This window comes from Streptomyces sp. NPDC002640 (genome assembly GCF_053592575.1).
Genome location: NZ_JBSFVZ010000005.1, coordinates 77,478 through 92,053, shown reverse-complemented (window position 1 = coordinate 92,053; position 14,576 = coordinate 77,478). Strand labels below are relative to the sequence as shown.

Below are 14,576 nucleotides of genomic sequence, written 5' to 3'. Positions count from 1 at the left end.
CAGGCGGCCCGCGTTCAGCGGACTGGTGGACTAGTGGGTCGTGAGAGCGATGTGCTGATCCGGGTCCGCCGCGAACGCGCGCTGCGCCCGGTCGAACTCGCTGAGCAGCTCGGCCACCACATCCCGGCCGAGCACGTCGGTGCGGTAGGTCACCGCTCCGGCCAAGGCGCCGCCCACCCGGGTGAGGCCGACACTCAGGTGACGCCGTGCACTGGCGTCGCCGGTCACGGGCACGGCGCGCAGCCGCTGTCCGCCCAGGGACGGCAACTGAGCGAGCCCAGGGACGGTGTTGAGCGAGAACTTCACGTTCGCCATGTCCGGTCGGCCCAGGTCGAAGAGGGTCTTCTCCAGGTGGAGCTCGCGATGCTCGTCGGCCGCACGCCAGGACTGCTTGACCTGGTCGACTAGGTCCGCCACCGTCCCGGCCGACAGACGGGTACGGGTGAAACGGCCGTTGACGAAGAAGCCGGCGACGTCCTGCGTGCCGGCCGCGGTCCGGCTGGCGGTGGCGCTGGCGACCAGGACGTCGTCGATGCCGGTCCAGCGGCCGACGGCGAGCTTGAACAGGGTGAGGAGTACCTCGAACAGCGAGGCCCCGGCCGCCCTGGCCCGGTTTTCGAGTGCGGCAACCCGTGCGTGGGGAATGTGGAGCGGCAGCCGCGCGGCGGGGCCTGCGGGCCCGGCGCCGCCCCGGGCTCCCGGCAGGCGTATCCCGTCGGCGGGGAAGTCGTCGGCCGTCCCACGCCAGAAATCCAGGTGCCGGGCGTAGGCCTCTCCGATGAGGTGGGTGCGCTGCCAGCGGGCGTAGTCGGAGTACGCAAGCTCCGGTGCTCCCTCGGCGTCCGGCGAGGTGTACAGGGCGGACAAATCCTGAAGCAGCAGGCCCCAGGACCAGGGGTCCATCATCATCTGATGGGCCGCGAGTACGAGTTGAGAACCATCCGCGCCCCGCACCAGCCCGGCGCGGACCAGGGCGTCGTCAAGGGCGATCGTGGCGGACGCCCAGCGGTCCGTCTCCTGCGCGACTTCGCCCTGGCGGGTGGCGACGATCGTCTCCAGGGACGGCGGCGCAGTGGAGACGTCCTGGACGCGTTCGGCGCCGTGGTGGGCGAGACGGGTGGCGAGTACGGGATGGCGGTCCGGCAGCCGCTCCCACGCAGCCTGAAGACGGCCGGCGTCCACCGAAGGATCCAGCGCGACCGCGTAGGCCACCTGGTACCGGTGCCTCCCCCCGATGTGACCGATGACGTCCAAGAGCCCCTCCTGCTGGAAAGACAGGGGATGGTGCCCCTGCCTCGGCTGCGGCACCGGTGCGCTGATGCCCACCGCCTCGGCCTGCAGAAGGGACCGAACCGCATCCACCAGCCGCGGGTTGTGGTAGAGCCATCCGGCCGGAACGGTCCGGCCGGTTGCCCGGGTAACGGCGCTGGCCACGGCGAGCGCGGTCAGCGAATCACCCCCGGCCTCGAAGAAGTCCTCGTCCGTCTCCACAGCGCGACCAAGGGCCGTCTCCCAGATGGGACGCAGCACGCCGGCGAGGCGGTGCTCGTCCAGCGGCGGCGTCACAGGCGGGGCCATAGCCGCTCCTCCCCTTCGTCAAGGAAAACCGCGTGGCTGTACGGGAGTCAGGTGCCCGTACAGCCACGCAGGGCCGGGAGTTCGTCCGGCGATGCGAGTTGACCGCATGTCCCCGTAGCGCCACCAGAGGCGTCGGCGTTGCGGTGCGGGCGCAACGCCGAGGCCCGGCGCGCAGCAGCAAGGTGGCCTACTCCTTCGGCAAGCCGTTCAGAAGTTGCTGCAGCTCAAGAAGGCCTTCGACGGTCGGGTACCGCAGGGCAAGCCGGTAGTGAACGTGCTCGGCTCGAGTCCGGACCGACTGGACGATCCGACCTTCGGCCAGCGCTGCTGTCGCGGCGCCGATGGCCGCCTGCGGGTCGCCGAGGGACGTGTGGGCAAGGGCGAGGTCGAGACGCGCGATCGCCAGCCGCGTCGGCGCCTGATATGGAAGGGGCATGTCTTCGTACCGCTCGATCGCCTCAAGGGCCGACTCCAGCGCCCCTTCGTGCCGGCCCAGCCACACCAGGGAGGACGCACCGTAGGAGGTGACCACAGCCGCGTCCACGCCGAAGAGCCCCGCGCGGTGGGGCTGCAGCCGGTCGCTCTCACGCTTCACGCGACGCATGACCTCCTCGAACTGCCCGGCCTGGCCGAGTTTGGCGTACACACGGGCCAGCTGAGCCCGCAGCCGGAGGGCCACCCTGCTCCCCGGCGGCGCGACGGCCAGCCCTCGGGTCGCCGCGGCAAGCGCATCCACTTCGCGGCCGGAGTAGAGAGCATCGGTGCAACGGACGTCCTCGGCCCACGCGCCGATCTCCAGGTCGCCGGCCTGAAGTCCCTGCTCCCACGCGTCGTCGCAGTACGCGTCGACGAAACCGCGGTCGCCCAGATCGTGCGCGAGCCACGCGAGGATGACCGAGAGCATCCCGGCGTGATGGGACAGCTCCCTTCCTTCGCGCAGGGTGTGGCGTCTCTGGGTCAGGAGCGATGCGGCGCGGTCCCGGTGCCGAGTGACCTTCTTCCACAACTCCATCGGCGGGTGGGCTGAGTAGGTCGCGGAGAACTGGGCCACGGACAGCTCCAGGTCCTCGATGTCCCCAGCCCGCAGCTCGCTGATCCGGGAAGAGAGGGTGTAGGACCGTACGGCCTCGAGACTGGTCCCCATGCCCAGGAGGCCGTTGGGCGAGGCCACTGCTGGAGCGGGAGCGTCTTCGGGCAAGGCCGACCGAAGCCCCAGGTCCGCCGGCGTCAGAGGCCGGTCGAGCCGGAGGTATCCGGTGAACAACTCCGCCAAGAGTTCCGGCACCGGATCCTTGGGCTGCTCACCGTCTGAAACCCAGTGCGCTACTCGCGCACGGCCTGTCGCGATCTGGTGGTGGCCTCGCCGGCGGGCGAGATCCGTGAGGTCCTTGGCGATCTGCCCGTACGAGCGACCAGAGGCCTCGATGGCACTCTGCAGCTGAGGGTTCGGCTTCTTCTCCCGAACCCGGCGCCTGGGCCCCCTTGAGACTCCTCCCGACGGGACGGCAGGTTCGCCTCCACGGCTGCCGGTCGGCGCCAAGGACGTCGATTCGCGGGCAGTGCCACCAGCCATGATCTTCTCCGGTGAGTAAGAGAGGAGCTGCGTCCGCAGATCCGAGCAACGGTCGTGGTGTCGAGAAGGGCGAGCGCGAATGTGCGGGGCGACCGCAGAGCGGCCCTGGACACCCCGGCACTGGGTTGAGGTGGCGGCAGGCCGGGGCGCTGGGCCGGAGGTTCAGAGCGCGGCGGTGACTGTCTTCCACCATGCGCTGTTGCCTGACTGCCCGTCATTGCCGATGGTGTGTAGGAACATTGAGGCATCTGCGCAATGTCCGTCTGAGGTCCCTTCTGGCTTGGACGGCTCAGCGGTACGACGGAGTGACGGAGGGCCGGGCAGTGGGCGGAGTCACCCGAGGTCGTCGCGCGGAGATTCAGCGGGAGGCATCTCGGATCCGCGCTCAATGCCAGCGTGATGGACACGGCCAGGAGCGGATAGTCACCACCCTCCGCACGGCCCTGCCGGAACTCACGGCCCTGGAGGCGTGGCGCCTCGCGCTGGGGTGGTCGCGGCCCCAGGCGATCCGCGAGGTCGCCGCCGTTTACCGGGCGGACGGCCTGCTCCCGCCGAGACTGACGCCCGCCATGCTGTGCCGATACGAGCACGGCCAGGAGGAGCCCGGAGACGAATACCGCCTGATGATCTCCCGCGCGTACGGGGCCCGTCCCGATCAGCTCGCCCTGGAGACACGCTGCCTGTGGTGCAGCACCTGCACGTCCCCGCTGCCGCTCCACTACGGTCAGTTCCAGCGTGAGGAGACGAACTCCAGTCGAAAGGGAGCTATGACCACTGCCAGTGGGCTGCCTGCCATCCGCGAATCCGTGCAGTGGGCCGTCCAGGAGGCACCGGACGGCTCGCCGGCCCTGGTTGCCCTGGCCGAGGCTGCCGTGGAGCACTACGCCCTCAACTACAGCAAACACCCGCCGGCGATCTTGCTGGAGGAGGTCCGCGAGACCCGCAATCTGCTCTCCACCGCGGTGGCGGGAGCGGACCGCGAGACCGCACGGGGTCTTCGGCAACAGGTCGGCTGGCTGTCGGCGCTTCTCGGTAACCTGGCCTACCACCTGGACGACCGGGCGGGATCCCGAACACATCTCACGCTCGCAGGCGCGCTCGGCGAGTCCACCCGCGAGCCAGCGCTCACCGCCTGGGCCAGCGGCGCGCTGGCCATGGTCGCGACTGCGCGCCAGGACTGGGAGCACGCCCGGGGACACGCCGAGTACGGACTCCAGCACGCGCCCGAAGGGCTGCGGCGCGCCCAGCTCCTGGGATGGGCTCTGCTTCCAGCGCTTGCCGCCACAGGTCGGACTGCTGAAGCAGACGATGTCGTCGACGAGAGCGACGACATCATGCGCACGGGCGTCGAACTGCCCGGTCGTTTCGGATACGACCGCGCGGAGCACCGACTCCACGTGGCCGAGGCTCACCTGACCCTTGAACGTTACGACCGGGCCGCCGCTGTCGCCCTGGAATCCATCGGCGCCGCGCCCGCCGAGACGCCGGGGTGGGTGGCTGCCACCCTCGTCCTGGCGCTCGCGGAGGCCCGCGACGCCCCGAATCAGGCAGCCAACCGAGCGCTGGGCGTACTCGACCTGATCCCTCCACCACGGCTCCGGGCAACCGCCCGCGACCGTCTGACACGGCTGGGACGACTGCTCGATACCTCGGCGGTCAGCTCGGCCATCGAGCTGGCGGAACGCTTGCGCACCCTCCCGGCTCCGATCCGTGCGGACGGAACAGCGGCGTAGCCGCTCACCACCGGATTTCCCGGCGGGGAACGCGGCTTGGGTGGGGTTGGCGACCGCGGCCGCGGCGGTGGGAGGGTCGGAGTGCGGGGCTGGGAAGGATGGGTTCGTAGTCATCGCTTGTCCTGTGAGTCGTGGTACACGACGAGAGATGAGGAGATCCCGTTGAGCAGCGGCCAGGTGTCGCGGGCCGCTGACACCAGCAGGGTGATCACAAGGCCCATCAAGATCACGGCCAGACAGCCGCCCATGGCGCGGAGTGTCGACAGGAGTGGATCTTGCTGCGAGGTCCGCTCGCCAGCCTGAGTCGGCTCGCTCGTCGCTGGTCCCGGCTGCTGGTCGAGGATGGAGACGCGGCGGAGGAAGGCGTAAATGGCGGACGGTGCGTACCCGAAGTACCTGCCGCGCTCGGCATCGTCGCTGGGCGGGCGCGTTCCCCAGTTGACGGTGTGGCAGGTGTCGGGGTGGACCGACAGACCGAGTCGGACGTGCGGGAATCCGGGCCGGCCCCGCAGGGCCGCCCAGACGCGCACAGCGTCGGCCACGGTGCCCGTCGGCAGGTAGCCGCCGTGGCGGCTACCGCCGGCGGGCACCGCAAGGAGTACAGCGCCGTCCACCTTCACACCAACCGCGCAGTCGAGAAGGCCCGGGTCGGCAAGGCGCTACCGGTACCAGGCGAAGTCCTCGGCGCACTCCTCGGGTGAGGGGCGGCACAGCGGCGCGGCGATGTGCGCGAGTGGGAATCGGGACTTGCCGGGTGCGGGCCATACCTCCTGGTCATCGCTCACGCCGCCCGGGTGATCGGGTGGTTGAGGATGTCGGTGAGGGTGTCCCGGTCCAGGCGGACCACGACCGTGTGGTGGTCGGACAGGCCGGTCATGTCGATGACCTCGACCTCGCGGACGGCGGGCAGGAGCTCTGGGCTGGCGTAGATCCGGTCGATCCGCGCGTCCGGGCCGTGGGTGGCGCAGGCGTCGACGGTGGCCGCGACCGCGCTGGTGTCGCCCGTGCCCGCGCCGAGGTGGCGGGCGACGTCCTGGAGGCCGGCGGTGCGCAGGGTGTCGTCCGGCCGGTCGTCCATCCGGCGAACACCGTCCGCTCCGAGGTAGGAGCGGTGCGCCCGGTGGGGTTCGTCGCGGATCTGCTCCAGAACGGGCAGGGCCGGGTCTCCCGGGGTGCCGACGACGGGGTAGCTGTTGTTGTCGCCGCCGAGCAGCGCTGGGTAGTGGACGTACCGGTCGCCGTCCTTCACCCACTTGTCGTTCCACTTGGTCAGCCACTCGGCCTCCGCCAGGCGCGTCGTGGGGGAGCAGTAGTTGAGGTGGTAGGAGCCCACGATCAGCGGGGCGGCGTCGGGGGCCGTTCCGGCGAGCTGGAAGCTGCAGACGGTCGGCGGTAGCGCCCACCCGGGGCCGGTTTTGGGGTACTCGCTGACCGGGGCGAAGAGGTCAGGGTCGTGGTAGAGGGCGGTGCAGCACTCCGGGCCGATCAGGCCGGCCATGCCGAGCACGGCTTCGGCCGCGTCCGCGAGCTCGTTGCCGTTGTCCTGCGCGTTCCACACCTCCTGCCTCAGGAGCAGATGCAGGTCGAGTGAGGCCAGCCGGTCGTGCATCCGCTGCCACAGTGCGCGGTCGCCGCCGCCGTTGTTCTCGAAGTTGCAGATCGCCGCGTTGATGAGCATGGAGCTTTCCCCAGAGGTCGAAGTGTCAGCGGGCGGGTGTGAGGACCCGGCGCAGGACGTCGAGGTCGAAGCGCGCGACCAGCAGGGCGTGGTCGGACACCTCCCGCACCTCGTCGGTGGCCAGGACGTCGAAGGCGAGGAGGGCCGGGGCGAGGTCGGGGGTGCAGTACATGCGGTCGATGCGCTGGGCGGGACCCTGATCGTTGCGCTTCAGGCTCGCCGTCGCCGCAAGGGCGCCGGGCTGGCCGAGGACGGTGCCGGCGTGCAGGCCGAGGTCGGTGAAGACGGGATTGCCGCCGGAGAGGACTTCGTCCGGCCGGGTGTCCGAGACACGCCGGCCGTCGCGCTCGATGGTGCGGTGCTGGAAGTGGACGCGGTCCTCGACCGTGTCCCAGTCCGGGAGCGCCACGGACTCCAGCGCTGTCTGGTGCGGGTAGCTGTTGGCGTCCATCCCCACCAGGGCGCTGCGGCCGTGGTCGGCGAGGGTGGTGAGCCGCCTTGCTTCGGTCGCGCGCAGGTCCGGGTCGAAGTGGCACAGGTGCGCCGAGGCGAGGTCGAGCGACTTGGAGCAGCCCTTGAGGCGGACGCGGGGGTTGCAGATCGGCTTCCACGGCATGTCGTGCTCGAAGTAGCCGTCGATGAGGAACAGGGTGGGGTCGACCATGACGCCGACCGGGTTCTTGCTGCGCCCTTCACGCGGCGCGGGCATGAACGGGACAAGGCCGCCGAGCCGATTGGCCTCGGCGTACAGGTCGGCCTTCCCGCGGTCCCACGCGCCGGTCAGTTCTTGGCGCAGCACGATGTGCGGTTCGATGGAGGCGAGGATGTCTCGGGCCAGGTCGCGGTGGTCCTCCCCTCCGCTCCGGCCGCGGCCGTTGTGCTCGATGTTCCAGCAGGCGATGCGAACTTCATTGGTCACAGACGGCAATCCCTGTTCGTGGTCTCGACAGTGGGCGGACGCGGCGGGGCTCACCGGGCGGGAGTGAGGACGCAGTGGAAGATCGCGTGGTCGAAGGGAGCCAGGGCCGGGGAGCGGTCGGAGACCTCGGCGACTGCGTCGTCGGCGAAGGCCTCCAGGCCACCGCAGGGCCTGCGCGAGGTCAGGGACTGCCGGGACAGTCGTGCGCCCTCGTGCAGGGTGATGAACGGGACGGGCGGTGACGCCCCGGCCGGGATCGGACTCAGCACGACGACACCAGGACAGTCCGATGGTCTCCACGCCCGGCTGACCCGGCCGGAGTGCGCCCGCATGGGCCGCCACGTCTGGGTCTGCCACACCGGCAGTGAGGGCGGCACAAGGGGCAGGGCGCCTGAAGTGGATCACGCTGCCCCCGCCTGCGGCAGTTCCAGCGTGACGATGAACGGCAGGTGGTCGCTCAGGCCCCGGGCTTCCTCGGTATCGGGGACCTCGCACCCGGTCAGGGCGGGAGCGAGGCCCGGCGCGAGGAGGATGTGATCCGAGCGGTGGTCCCACCGCTCAGCGTCGCTCCAGTAGCCGGCCGTGCGTGGCACCGGGATGCCGAGCGCCGCGACAGGATCGGTGAAACCGGCGTTCACGAGCTTGGCCATCGCCAGGCGGTCACTGGCGCCGTAGCTGCCGTCGGGCAGTTGCGACCGGTGGCGGGAGTGCAGTTCGGCCGGAATGACTCCCCAGTCCTCCAGCTCCTCGTCGACGAGGCCTTGGACGTTCAGGTCTCCGGCCAGGACGACGCGCCGGCCGGCGGCGCCGTACTCGGTCAGCCAGTCGGCTTCGCGGGTGCGGCTGCTGCCGTTGAACGGGGCCAGGTGGGTGTTGAGCACGGTGAGTTCGTGACCGTCCACAGTGAGGTGGGCACGGGAGACGGCATGGTGGAAGGTGCCTTCTGCGACATCGGGATGGAACGCCGTACACCGCACGCGGGGCCACCGGTAAAGGGTGACCAGGTGACACTTGTGGCTGTTGGACGGGGCGAACTGGGCCTGCATCCCGAGAAGTTCGGCGAAGCCGAGCATGCGGGCGTAGCCGCCCTCGTCCCACCTCTTCGCCTCCTGCAGGCACAGGACGTCCAGGTTCTGCGCCCGAAGGAACTCCGCCTGGGCGCGCCAGCGCTCACCGCCGCCATTGAGCAGGTTGTACGTACCCAGCCGAACGGTGATGGTCATGCCACACCGCCGGCAGCCGCCTGGTGGTGGCCGCGGGCGGACGCGGCGTGCCGGTTGTCGTGCGGCTGATACATGGCGGCGGGCCGGTGCAGGATGGTGCGCATCTGCGCGAAGTCGAACTCGGCGCGCAGGGGCAGATGGTCGGACAGTCGGCGCAGTTCCGGGGTGTCGCAGACGGTGTAGCTGGTCAGGGCGGAAGCGAGTTCCGCGCTGAGGTATCCGCGGTCGATGCAGTACCTGGGTCCCTTCGGCCGGCCGGGGTGGTCGCGGTAGCCGGAGGAGGGGTTCAGAGCATCCGGCTGACCGAGGTGCTCGGCAGCGTGGCGGCCCATCTCGACGTATCCGGCGGCGAGCATCTCGCGGTCCGGGCGGTCGTCGGTATGACGGCGGCCGCCTTCGAAGTAGGTGCGGTTGGCTACGAAGGCGAGGTCGTCGTAGTCCTCCCACGGACCGCCCTCGTCGGCGCGGTAGCTGTTCCAGTCCCAGAAGTGGAGGGCGAGCCAGCCGGGCTTGGCCAGGGTGGAGCACCACTTCGCTTCGGTCAGCCGGTACTCGGCGGACCAGTAGCAGGCGTGCCCGCTGACGCAGCTGATCTGCCGCGGGCTGAAGGTGCCATCGTCGTCGCGCAGTCTCACCGCGACGTTGGCCGGGGCATGCCAGGGGGCCCAGCTCTGCTCGTACTCCTCGACGAAGGCGAGCGGGCCGCCGCGCTTGACGAAGATGGCGTTGTCGTTGTTGCTGCCGGGCCGGTGGACGGCGATGTACCCGTCCATGCCCAGACGCTCGGCGAGGACATCGAGCTGTCCGGGCTGGACCTCCTGCTGGAAGAAGATGTCCGGGTCCTGCAGCTGCACCCAGGCAGCAGCTTCCTCCCAGTTGATGCCCTTTTCGACGTTCCAGTTCAGCGCGGTGATCGTGCTTGCATTCATGCCGCGTGCCTTTCGGGCAGAAGGGCGGGCTCCGCTGCAGCGGAGACGGATAAGGAGGCGATCGGCCCGTGCCGCTCACGCAGACGGCGGGCCTGTTCGCTGTACGGCGGCAGGCCCGCGCCGGCCCGGCGGGTGTCGAGCTGCGCGCGATCGGCGATCGGGTGCGGTTCAAGGAGCCCGTCGGGGCGGTACCAGTGCTGGGTGCCGTACAGCTGGACCTGTCCGGCGCGGACGAGGCAGCGATCGTGCAGGTGAGCGAACTGGGCGCTGCTGGCGTCGCCGCTCTCCACGGCTTTGCGGAGCAGTCCGAGCAACGTCCGCTGGAGCGCCGGGTCGTGGTCGCTGTGCACCGCGATCTTCACGGCGGCCTGGCAGGCGTCCGTGCCCACGGTGCTGCGGCCCGGCCACCGGCCGCCGAGCCGCTCGACGACGCGTTTCAGTCCGGCGGTGTGGTCGTGCTGGGCCTGGTCGAGGGCGGCGAGTGCGTTCGGCGTCATGCTGAGGCGTTCGGCGCCGGGCGTGCGCCAGAGTTCCTTGGCGCGCTGCGCGCGGCCCAGCAGGTCCTTTGCGAGGGCGGCGTAGCCCTGGGCGGGCGGATTCGGCTCGTTCACGGGTTCACCTGCTCGGCGGCGCTGTCGGTGTCGGCGGTGCGCTGTGCGCGCTTGGTGGCGCCGGCTTGGCTCAGGAGGGAGTGGATGGCGCCGTAGGACCGGTTCGTCGCCGCGCAGATCTCGGCGATGGTGACCCTGCGGCCCGGGGTGCGGTAGGCGGCCACGACCTGCGCCGCGAATTTCTGCCGCGCGGCGCCGGTGAGCTTCCTGCCCTTCTTGATGAAGGGCAGGTCGAGGCGGTCGGAGAACGGGCCCTCCGGGCTCGCGCCCGTCACGGCAGCCGTGTGCGGTCTCGGTGGGGTCACAGGACGTTCTCCTCGCGCGCGAGGGCGAGTCCGGCGCCCGCGGTTCGGAACTGCTTGAGCATCGCCTCGTACGTCCCGTCGTCGTTGCTGATGTCGTCTCGGGAGGCGGCGAGGATGCCGTGGATCTCCCGCCGTCGGGCCGCGGCGAGCAGCCGGGCGAGCTGCGGCCGCGTGGCCGGGTCGGTCGGCCCGGTGTTGTCGAAGGCGCGGTCCACGACCGTCCAGCCGTGCCGTGTCGCGAGGGCCTGCGCGGTGGCGAGACGGGGAGCGGGATCCTGCCGGGCGCCGACCTGGACGTAGAGAGCGAAGCGCCTCTCACCCTCTGCTCCGCGCAGGGCCGTCTCCAGCTGCGAGCGCCGCAGCAGGCCGAGGCGCGACGCCCCGGCGTCGCAGCGCGCAGCTGCCGGGGCCGCGGTCATGCCGGACCTCCCGCAGCGGTGAAGTCTGCCCACAGGGAAGAGAGCTGGGGCCGCGCCGGGGTGTGGTGGAAGGTGGCGTACGGCCCGGTCGGGGCGGATCCCGGAAGGGGAACACGCAGGGCGTGGAGCAGGCCCGCCAGCATCACCGATATGCGTAAGGGCAGATCGCCCAGAGCAAACACCTGGGCTTCCCGTCGCAGTGCGGCACGCGGGCGCCGAGGCAGGACGGCGGACTGCCGCTCGCCGTGCAGCGTAGGGCGGGCCGACCGGATCGAGACCTTCACGGGCTTCACGGGAGATTCCTTCGAGAGGGGTGGACCGGACATGGGAAGGCGTGGCCGCGGTGTCGTTGCTCCGGAGGCGGCGGAGAGCTTCATAGGAGGCGCGGTCAACGGACACGGTCTCCGCCCCCTTCTAGGCGCCGGGCGGCGTGGTCGGGCAGCGCCGTGGTGGCGCCGGGCATGACCTTCAGGAGACGGACGGGGGAGATCCATAGCAGGACCACGGGGGCAGTGAGGATCGCCAGGCCGACGACGAGCGCTGCCCGAACTCCGGCCGCGTGGGCGATCGTCCCGGCGGACAGGGCCGCCAGGAGCCGGGCGCCGGCAACAAGCCAGACGGAGGTCTGCTGGACCCGGGACTGCAGGTCCGGCGGGCAGGTGTGCTGGCGGAGCGAGCGCTGGGTGGAGCCGGCCGCCGCGGCCGCGGCCGCCTGGAGGGCGCTGGCCGTCGCCAGGATGATCAACCAGAGGGTGGAGCCGGAGGGGGCGAGCACAAGCGGAAGACCGCACAGCGGGTAGGCGGCGAAGCCCACCAGGAGGACGGTGCCCGGCCCGACCCTGCGTACCAGCCGTGCCGCAGCCAGCGAGCCCACCAGAGTGCCGATTCCCACGGCCCCCAGCACCAGGCCGAGCCCTGCGCTGGCGAAGCCGATCCCGGTCAGCAGGTAGTAGGCGAAGTACGTGACGACGATGCCGTCGGCGTAGGCATGGATGGTCATCGTGAGGACCAGCGGCCGCTGCATACGGTCGCGCAGTACGTGGGTGACACCCTCGCGGATCGCGCCGAGTAGGCGAGACCGCGGCCCGTCCGGCCGGCGAACCGGGGACGGGGGGATCTGCGAGGTCCACCAGGCGCTGACGAGGTAGGAGGCGGAGTCCAGCAGCAGACACCAGGTGGCACCGAGGAGGCTGACGGCAGCGGTCGCGCCGTAGGTTCCGGCGGACGTGGCCACGGCGGACGCGGCCATCACTCGGCCGTTGGCCCGGTGCAGGTGCTCGGGTTCGACGAGCTCGGGAACGATGGCGATCGCGGCGGCCTGGTGCAGCACGGTCAGCGTGCCCAGCAGCAGACCCACGACGTACAGGACCGGCATGGAGAGCGTGCCGAGGGCCCAGCAGGCCGGGACCGTCGCGACGACGCCGGCCGCCAGCAGGTCGGTCACCATCATCAAGAGTCGCTTCGAGTACCGGTCGCCGGCGACCCCGGCGGGCAGGGCGAAGAGGCAGATGGGCGCCAGAACGGCGGCCGCCAGGGTGGACACCTGGCCGGGGCTGGCGTCGAGCTCCACCGCGGCGATCACGGGCAGCGCGACGGCGTGGAGCGAGGAGCCCAGCAGGCTCGTCGCGCTGCCCAGCCAGTACGCGCGGAAGCCGCGGTGACCGCGCAGCGAAGGGCGGCTGCCCTGCTGCGGTGCGCTGTCAACATGTGCCGGCACGGATCGCCCCCTCTGCTCGGAAGTGGCTCCAGGGCGCACGCCGTACGGCCGGCGTGCCGGGCGCTGTGCTGCGCTGGGAAGGCGACCAGAACGTGGGTCGGGTGAAGCGGCCGGGACCGGGGGAGCGCAGGAGGAGCGCGCACACCGGTAAGGGCCCGGCGCCGGTGTGTGGTCCGTGGGTGTAGGCGGGCCAGGTGCCACTCCACGAGCTGATCACCGCCAGGCCGCGCGGCCGCAGCCGCATGCCGACTTCGCGGTAGGAGCGGGCCAGCGGTGTCGTGGCGTAGGGCGGCGGGGCAGCGAGGAGGTGGGTGACGGAGATGACGCTGCCGGACGGCAGACGGCGGCGCAGCTCTCCAACCAGGCGGGTGGCCTCCTCGTCGGACAGCCAGGGCAGCACGTCGTGCAGCAGCACGGCAACGGGACGCCGGAAGTCGAACAATCGGACCGAAGACAGCTCGAACAGGGCTGCCGTGTCGGTGATGTCGGCGAGGACGGAAGTCGCGCCGATCTGGTCGACCAGATCGATACGGCGGCCGGTGTGCGCGTGGGGATCGCGGTCGACGTAGACCGTACGAGTGGCTCGCGGCCCCGGGTGGAAGGAGGCGGCGATCTGGTGGACCTGCCGGCCCCGGGGTGCGGGCAGTCCGCTGCCCAGGTCGAGGATCTGGTCAAGACCTCGCGCTGCGAGGTGGGCCACCAACCGCGCGCCGTGCCGATGCATGCCCTGGACGGCCGAGGGCCACCAGGGTGCCGCTGCGGTCACGTGGCGGGCGACGGAGTGATCGAGCGCGAAGGCCGGTTCGCCGCCCGCGAGTTCGGCGTGGACGCGGGCTGCCGACACATGCGGCAGGGAGAGGGTCATGCCGTCCTCCGTGCCGGGCAGGGGGCTGTAGGTGAGGTGCGAGGCCCGGTGGGGGCGAAGTGCTGTGCGGCGGTGATGACTTGCCGGATCCGGTGCAGGCTCCACTGGGCGGACTGCGCGGTGCGGGCAGCCTGCTCCAAGACCTGGCGCTCGGCCCGCGCCGCCGGCCCGTTGCGCAGGCTGGTCTGCGTGGCGTCGTGCTGGTGGGTGACGTAGATCTGACGGCGCAGCCGGTCGGCGTTGCTTCCGTCCCACCTCCAGGCCGTGTTCGTGTACTCGGCCACCAGCGGGGCAGGGGCGGGGAGCCGTCCCGGTATGAGGTGAACGGTGAGGGCGTCGCTCTCGGCCTGGCCTACGAGGTGGGACAGGGCCGCGGCACGGTGTCCGTCGACGGGATAGTCCATCAGGCTCTCGTGCAACAGCAGCACCTTCCGGCACCGGCGCTCTGCGGCCGGCTGTCGGGTCGCGGCGAGCAGCGTCAGCGCGTCAGGATCAGCGGTGTAGACGAGGACGGACCGGAACCCGGCAACCAGGGCGTCCGCCCACGCCTGTGGCGGGGCGATCAGGTCGATCCGGTGCTGGTGGCCCGCGAGGGTCACCATCTTCAGCGCGTGCTGGATCACGGGGCCGGGTGTGCCGTAGAGGTCCAGCAGAGCACGCACACGCGCGGTCGGCAGCCGGAGCCCGGCCGTCTCCGCGGCGCCGATCCGGCCGACCGACTCCCCGGTGGCATGGCCAGCGTTCTGCAGGCTCAGACCGGCGCGCGTCCGATGGTGTCGCAGCAGCGCACCGACCAGCACGGGCGGAAGGGAGGGGATGTCGCAGGGCGGTGCGCACGGCGTGGAGGCGGGTGAGCTGGGCGTCGTCATGGGCGCACCGCCGCTGCCGCCGGGCGGCGGGCGGGCGCCGGGTGGTGATGCGGGAGCAGGGCCGGGGACACGGGTGGCGTCGTCCTCTTCGTCGGTGGTCAGGGTGGTCAGAGGGGCGGGGCGGCTGCCCGGCCCGGTGCGGGGCCGGGCAGCCGTT

The 14,576-nt window shown here is 71.2% G+C and carries 15 protein-coding genes and 1 pseudogene; 1 reads left to right on the top strand and 15 read right to left on the bottom strand.

Annotation, left to right across the window (positions count from 1 at the left end):
* Positions 1-30: 30 nt before the first annotated feature.
* Together ACWD3O_RS08755 and ACWD3O_RS08750 are read right to left on the bottom strand one after the other, a co-directional pair.
* A complete protein-coding gene (locus ACWD3O_RS08755; RefSeq protein WP_451415317.1) occupies positions 31-1,578 on the bottom strand; it encodes a condensation domain-containing protein in 1,548 nt (515 codons plus the stop codon).
* A gap of 187 nt (positions 1,579-1,765) precedes the next feature.
* Positions 1,766-2,863, bottom strand: coding sequence for an XRE family transcriptional regulator (locus ACWD3O_RS08750; RefSeq protein ID WP_451415316.1), 1,098 nt, complete (start codon positions 2,861-2,863; stop codon positions 1,766-1,768).
* 611 nt (positions 2,864-3,474) lie between these two features.
* Between ACWD3O_RS08750 and ACWD3O_RS08745 the strand changes: the two genes are divergently transcribed.
* On the top strand, positions 3,475-4,884 hold the full coding sequence (locus ACWD3O_RS08745; protein WP_451415315.1) for a Twin-arginine translocation pathway signal: 1,410 nt from the start codon (positions 3,475-3,477) through the stop codon (positions 4,882-4,884).
* A 110-nt stretch (positions 4,885-4,994) separates the two neighbouring features.
* Here ACWD3O_RS08745 and ACWD3O_RS08740 read toward each other — a convergent pair.
* The 13 genes and pseudogenes from ACWD3O_RS08740 to ACWD3O_RS08680 all read right to left on the bottom strand — a co-directional run.
* Positions 4,995-5,531 (bottom strand): annotated as a pseudogene (locus ACWD3O_RS08740) (DUF6302 family protein); the annotation flags it as partial.
* A gap of 12 nt (positions 5,532-5,543) precedes the next feature.
* Positions 5,544-5,669 (bottom strand): hypothetical protein, encoded by a 126-nt coding sequence (locus ACWD3O_RS08735; protein WP_451415314.1) that lies wholly within the window; start codon positions 5,667-5,669, stop codon positions 5,544-5,546.
* Positions 5,666-6,562 (bottom strand): endonuclease/exonuclease/phosphatase family protein, encoded by an 897-nt coding sequence (locus ACWD3O_RS08730; RefSeq protein WP_451415313.1) that lies wholly within the window; start codon positions 6,560-6,562, stop codon positions 5,666-5,668. Before ACWD3O_RS08730 ends, ACWD3O_RS08735 begins: the two co-directional genes overlap by 4 nt.
* A gap of 25 nt (positions 6,563-6,587) precedes the next feature.
* Positions 6,588-7,481 carry an endonuclease/exonuclease/phosphatase family protein gene (locus tag ACWD3O_RS08725; protein WP_451415312.1) on the bottom strand — a complete coding sequence of 298 codons (894 nt, stop codon included), beginning with the start codon at positions 7,479-7,481 and terminating at the stop codon, positions 6,588-6,590.
* 50 nt (positions 7,482-7,531) lie between these two features.
* Entirely contained in the window at positions 7,532-7,750 is a 219-nt protein-coding gene (locus ACWD3O_RS08720; RefSeq protein WP_451415311.1) for a hypothetical protein, read from the bottom strand.
* Between the two features lie 132 nt (positions 7,751-7,882).
* Positions 7,883-8,704 (bottom strand): endonuclease/exonuclease/phosphatase family protein, encoded by an 822-nt coding sequence (locus ACWD3O_RS08715; RefSeq protein WP_451415310.1) that lies wholly within the window; start codon positions 8,702-8,704, stop codon positions 7,883-7,885.
* Positions 8,701-9,633 carry a hypothetical protein gene (locus tag ACWD3O_RS08710; protein WP_451415309.1) on the bottom strand — a complete coding sequence of 311 codons (933 nt, stop codon included), beginning with the start codon at positions 9,631-9,633 and terminating at the stop codon, positions 8,701-8,703. Before ACWD3O_RS08710 ends, ACWD3O_RS08715 begins: the two co-directional genes overlap by 4 nt.
* On the bottom strand, positions 9,630-10,244 hold the full coding sequence (locus ACWD3O_RS08705) for a DUF6624 domain-containing protein (protein WP_451415308.1): 615 nt from the start codon (positions 10,242-10,244) through the stop codon (positions 9,630-9,632). Before ACWD3O_RS08705 ends, ACWD3O_RS08710 begins: the two co-directional genes overlap by 4 nt.
* Positions 10,241-10,549: a helix-turn-helix domain-containing protein gene (locus tag ACWD3O_RS08700; RefSeq protein WP_451415307.1), complete on the bottom strand. Its 309-nt coding sequence runs from the start codon at positions 10,547-10,549 to the stop codon at positions 10,241-10,243. Before ACWD3O_RS08700 ends, ACWD3O_RS08705 begins: the two co-directional genes overlap by 4 nt.
* A complete protein-coding gene (locus ACWD3O_RS08695; RefSeq protein WP_451415306.1) occupies positions 10,546-10,968 on the bottom strand; it encodes a recombinase family protein in 423 nt (140 codons plus the stop codon). The genes ACWD3O_RS08700 and ACWD3O_RS08695 overlap by 4 nt, the downstream gene beginning before the upstream one ends.
* 388 nt (positions 10,969-11,356) lie before the next feature.
* The gene (locus ACWD3O_RS08690; RefSeq protein ID WP_451415305.1) at positions 11,357-12,685 is read right to left on the bottom strand and encodes an MFS transporter; all 1,329 of its coding nucleotides are present in this window, start codon (positions 12,683-12,685) and stop codon (positions 11,357-11,359) included.
* The gene (locus tag ACWD3O_RS08685) at positions 12,669-13,550 is read right to left on the bottom strand and encodes an SAM-dependent methyltransferase (RefSeq protein WP_451415304.1); all 882 of its coding nucleotides are present in this window, start codon (positions 13,548-13,550) and stop codon (positions 12,669-12,671) included. The genes ACWD3O_RS08690 and ACWD3O_RS08685 overlap by 17 nt, the downstream gene beginning before the upstream one ends.
* Positions 13,547-14,419, bottom strand: a complete 873-nt coding sequence (locus tag ACWD3O_RS08680) for a helix-turn-helix domain-containing protein (RefSeq protein WP_451415303.1) — start codon at positions 14,417-14,419, stop codon at positions 13,547-13,549. The genes ACWD3O_RS08685 and ACWD3O_RS08680 overlap by 4 nt, the downstream gene beginning before the upstream one ends.
* Positions 14,420-14,576 lie beyond the last annotated feature (157 nt).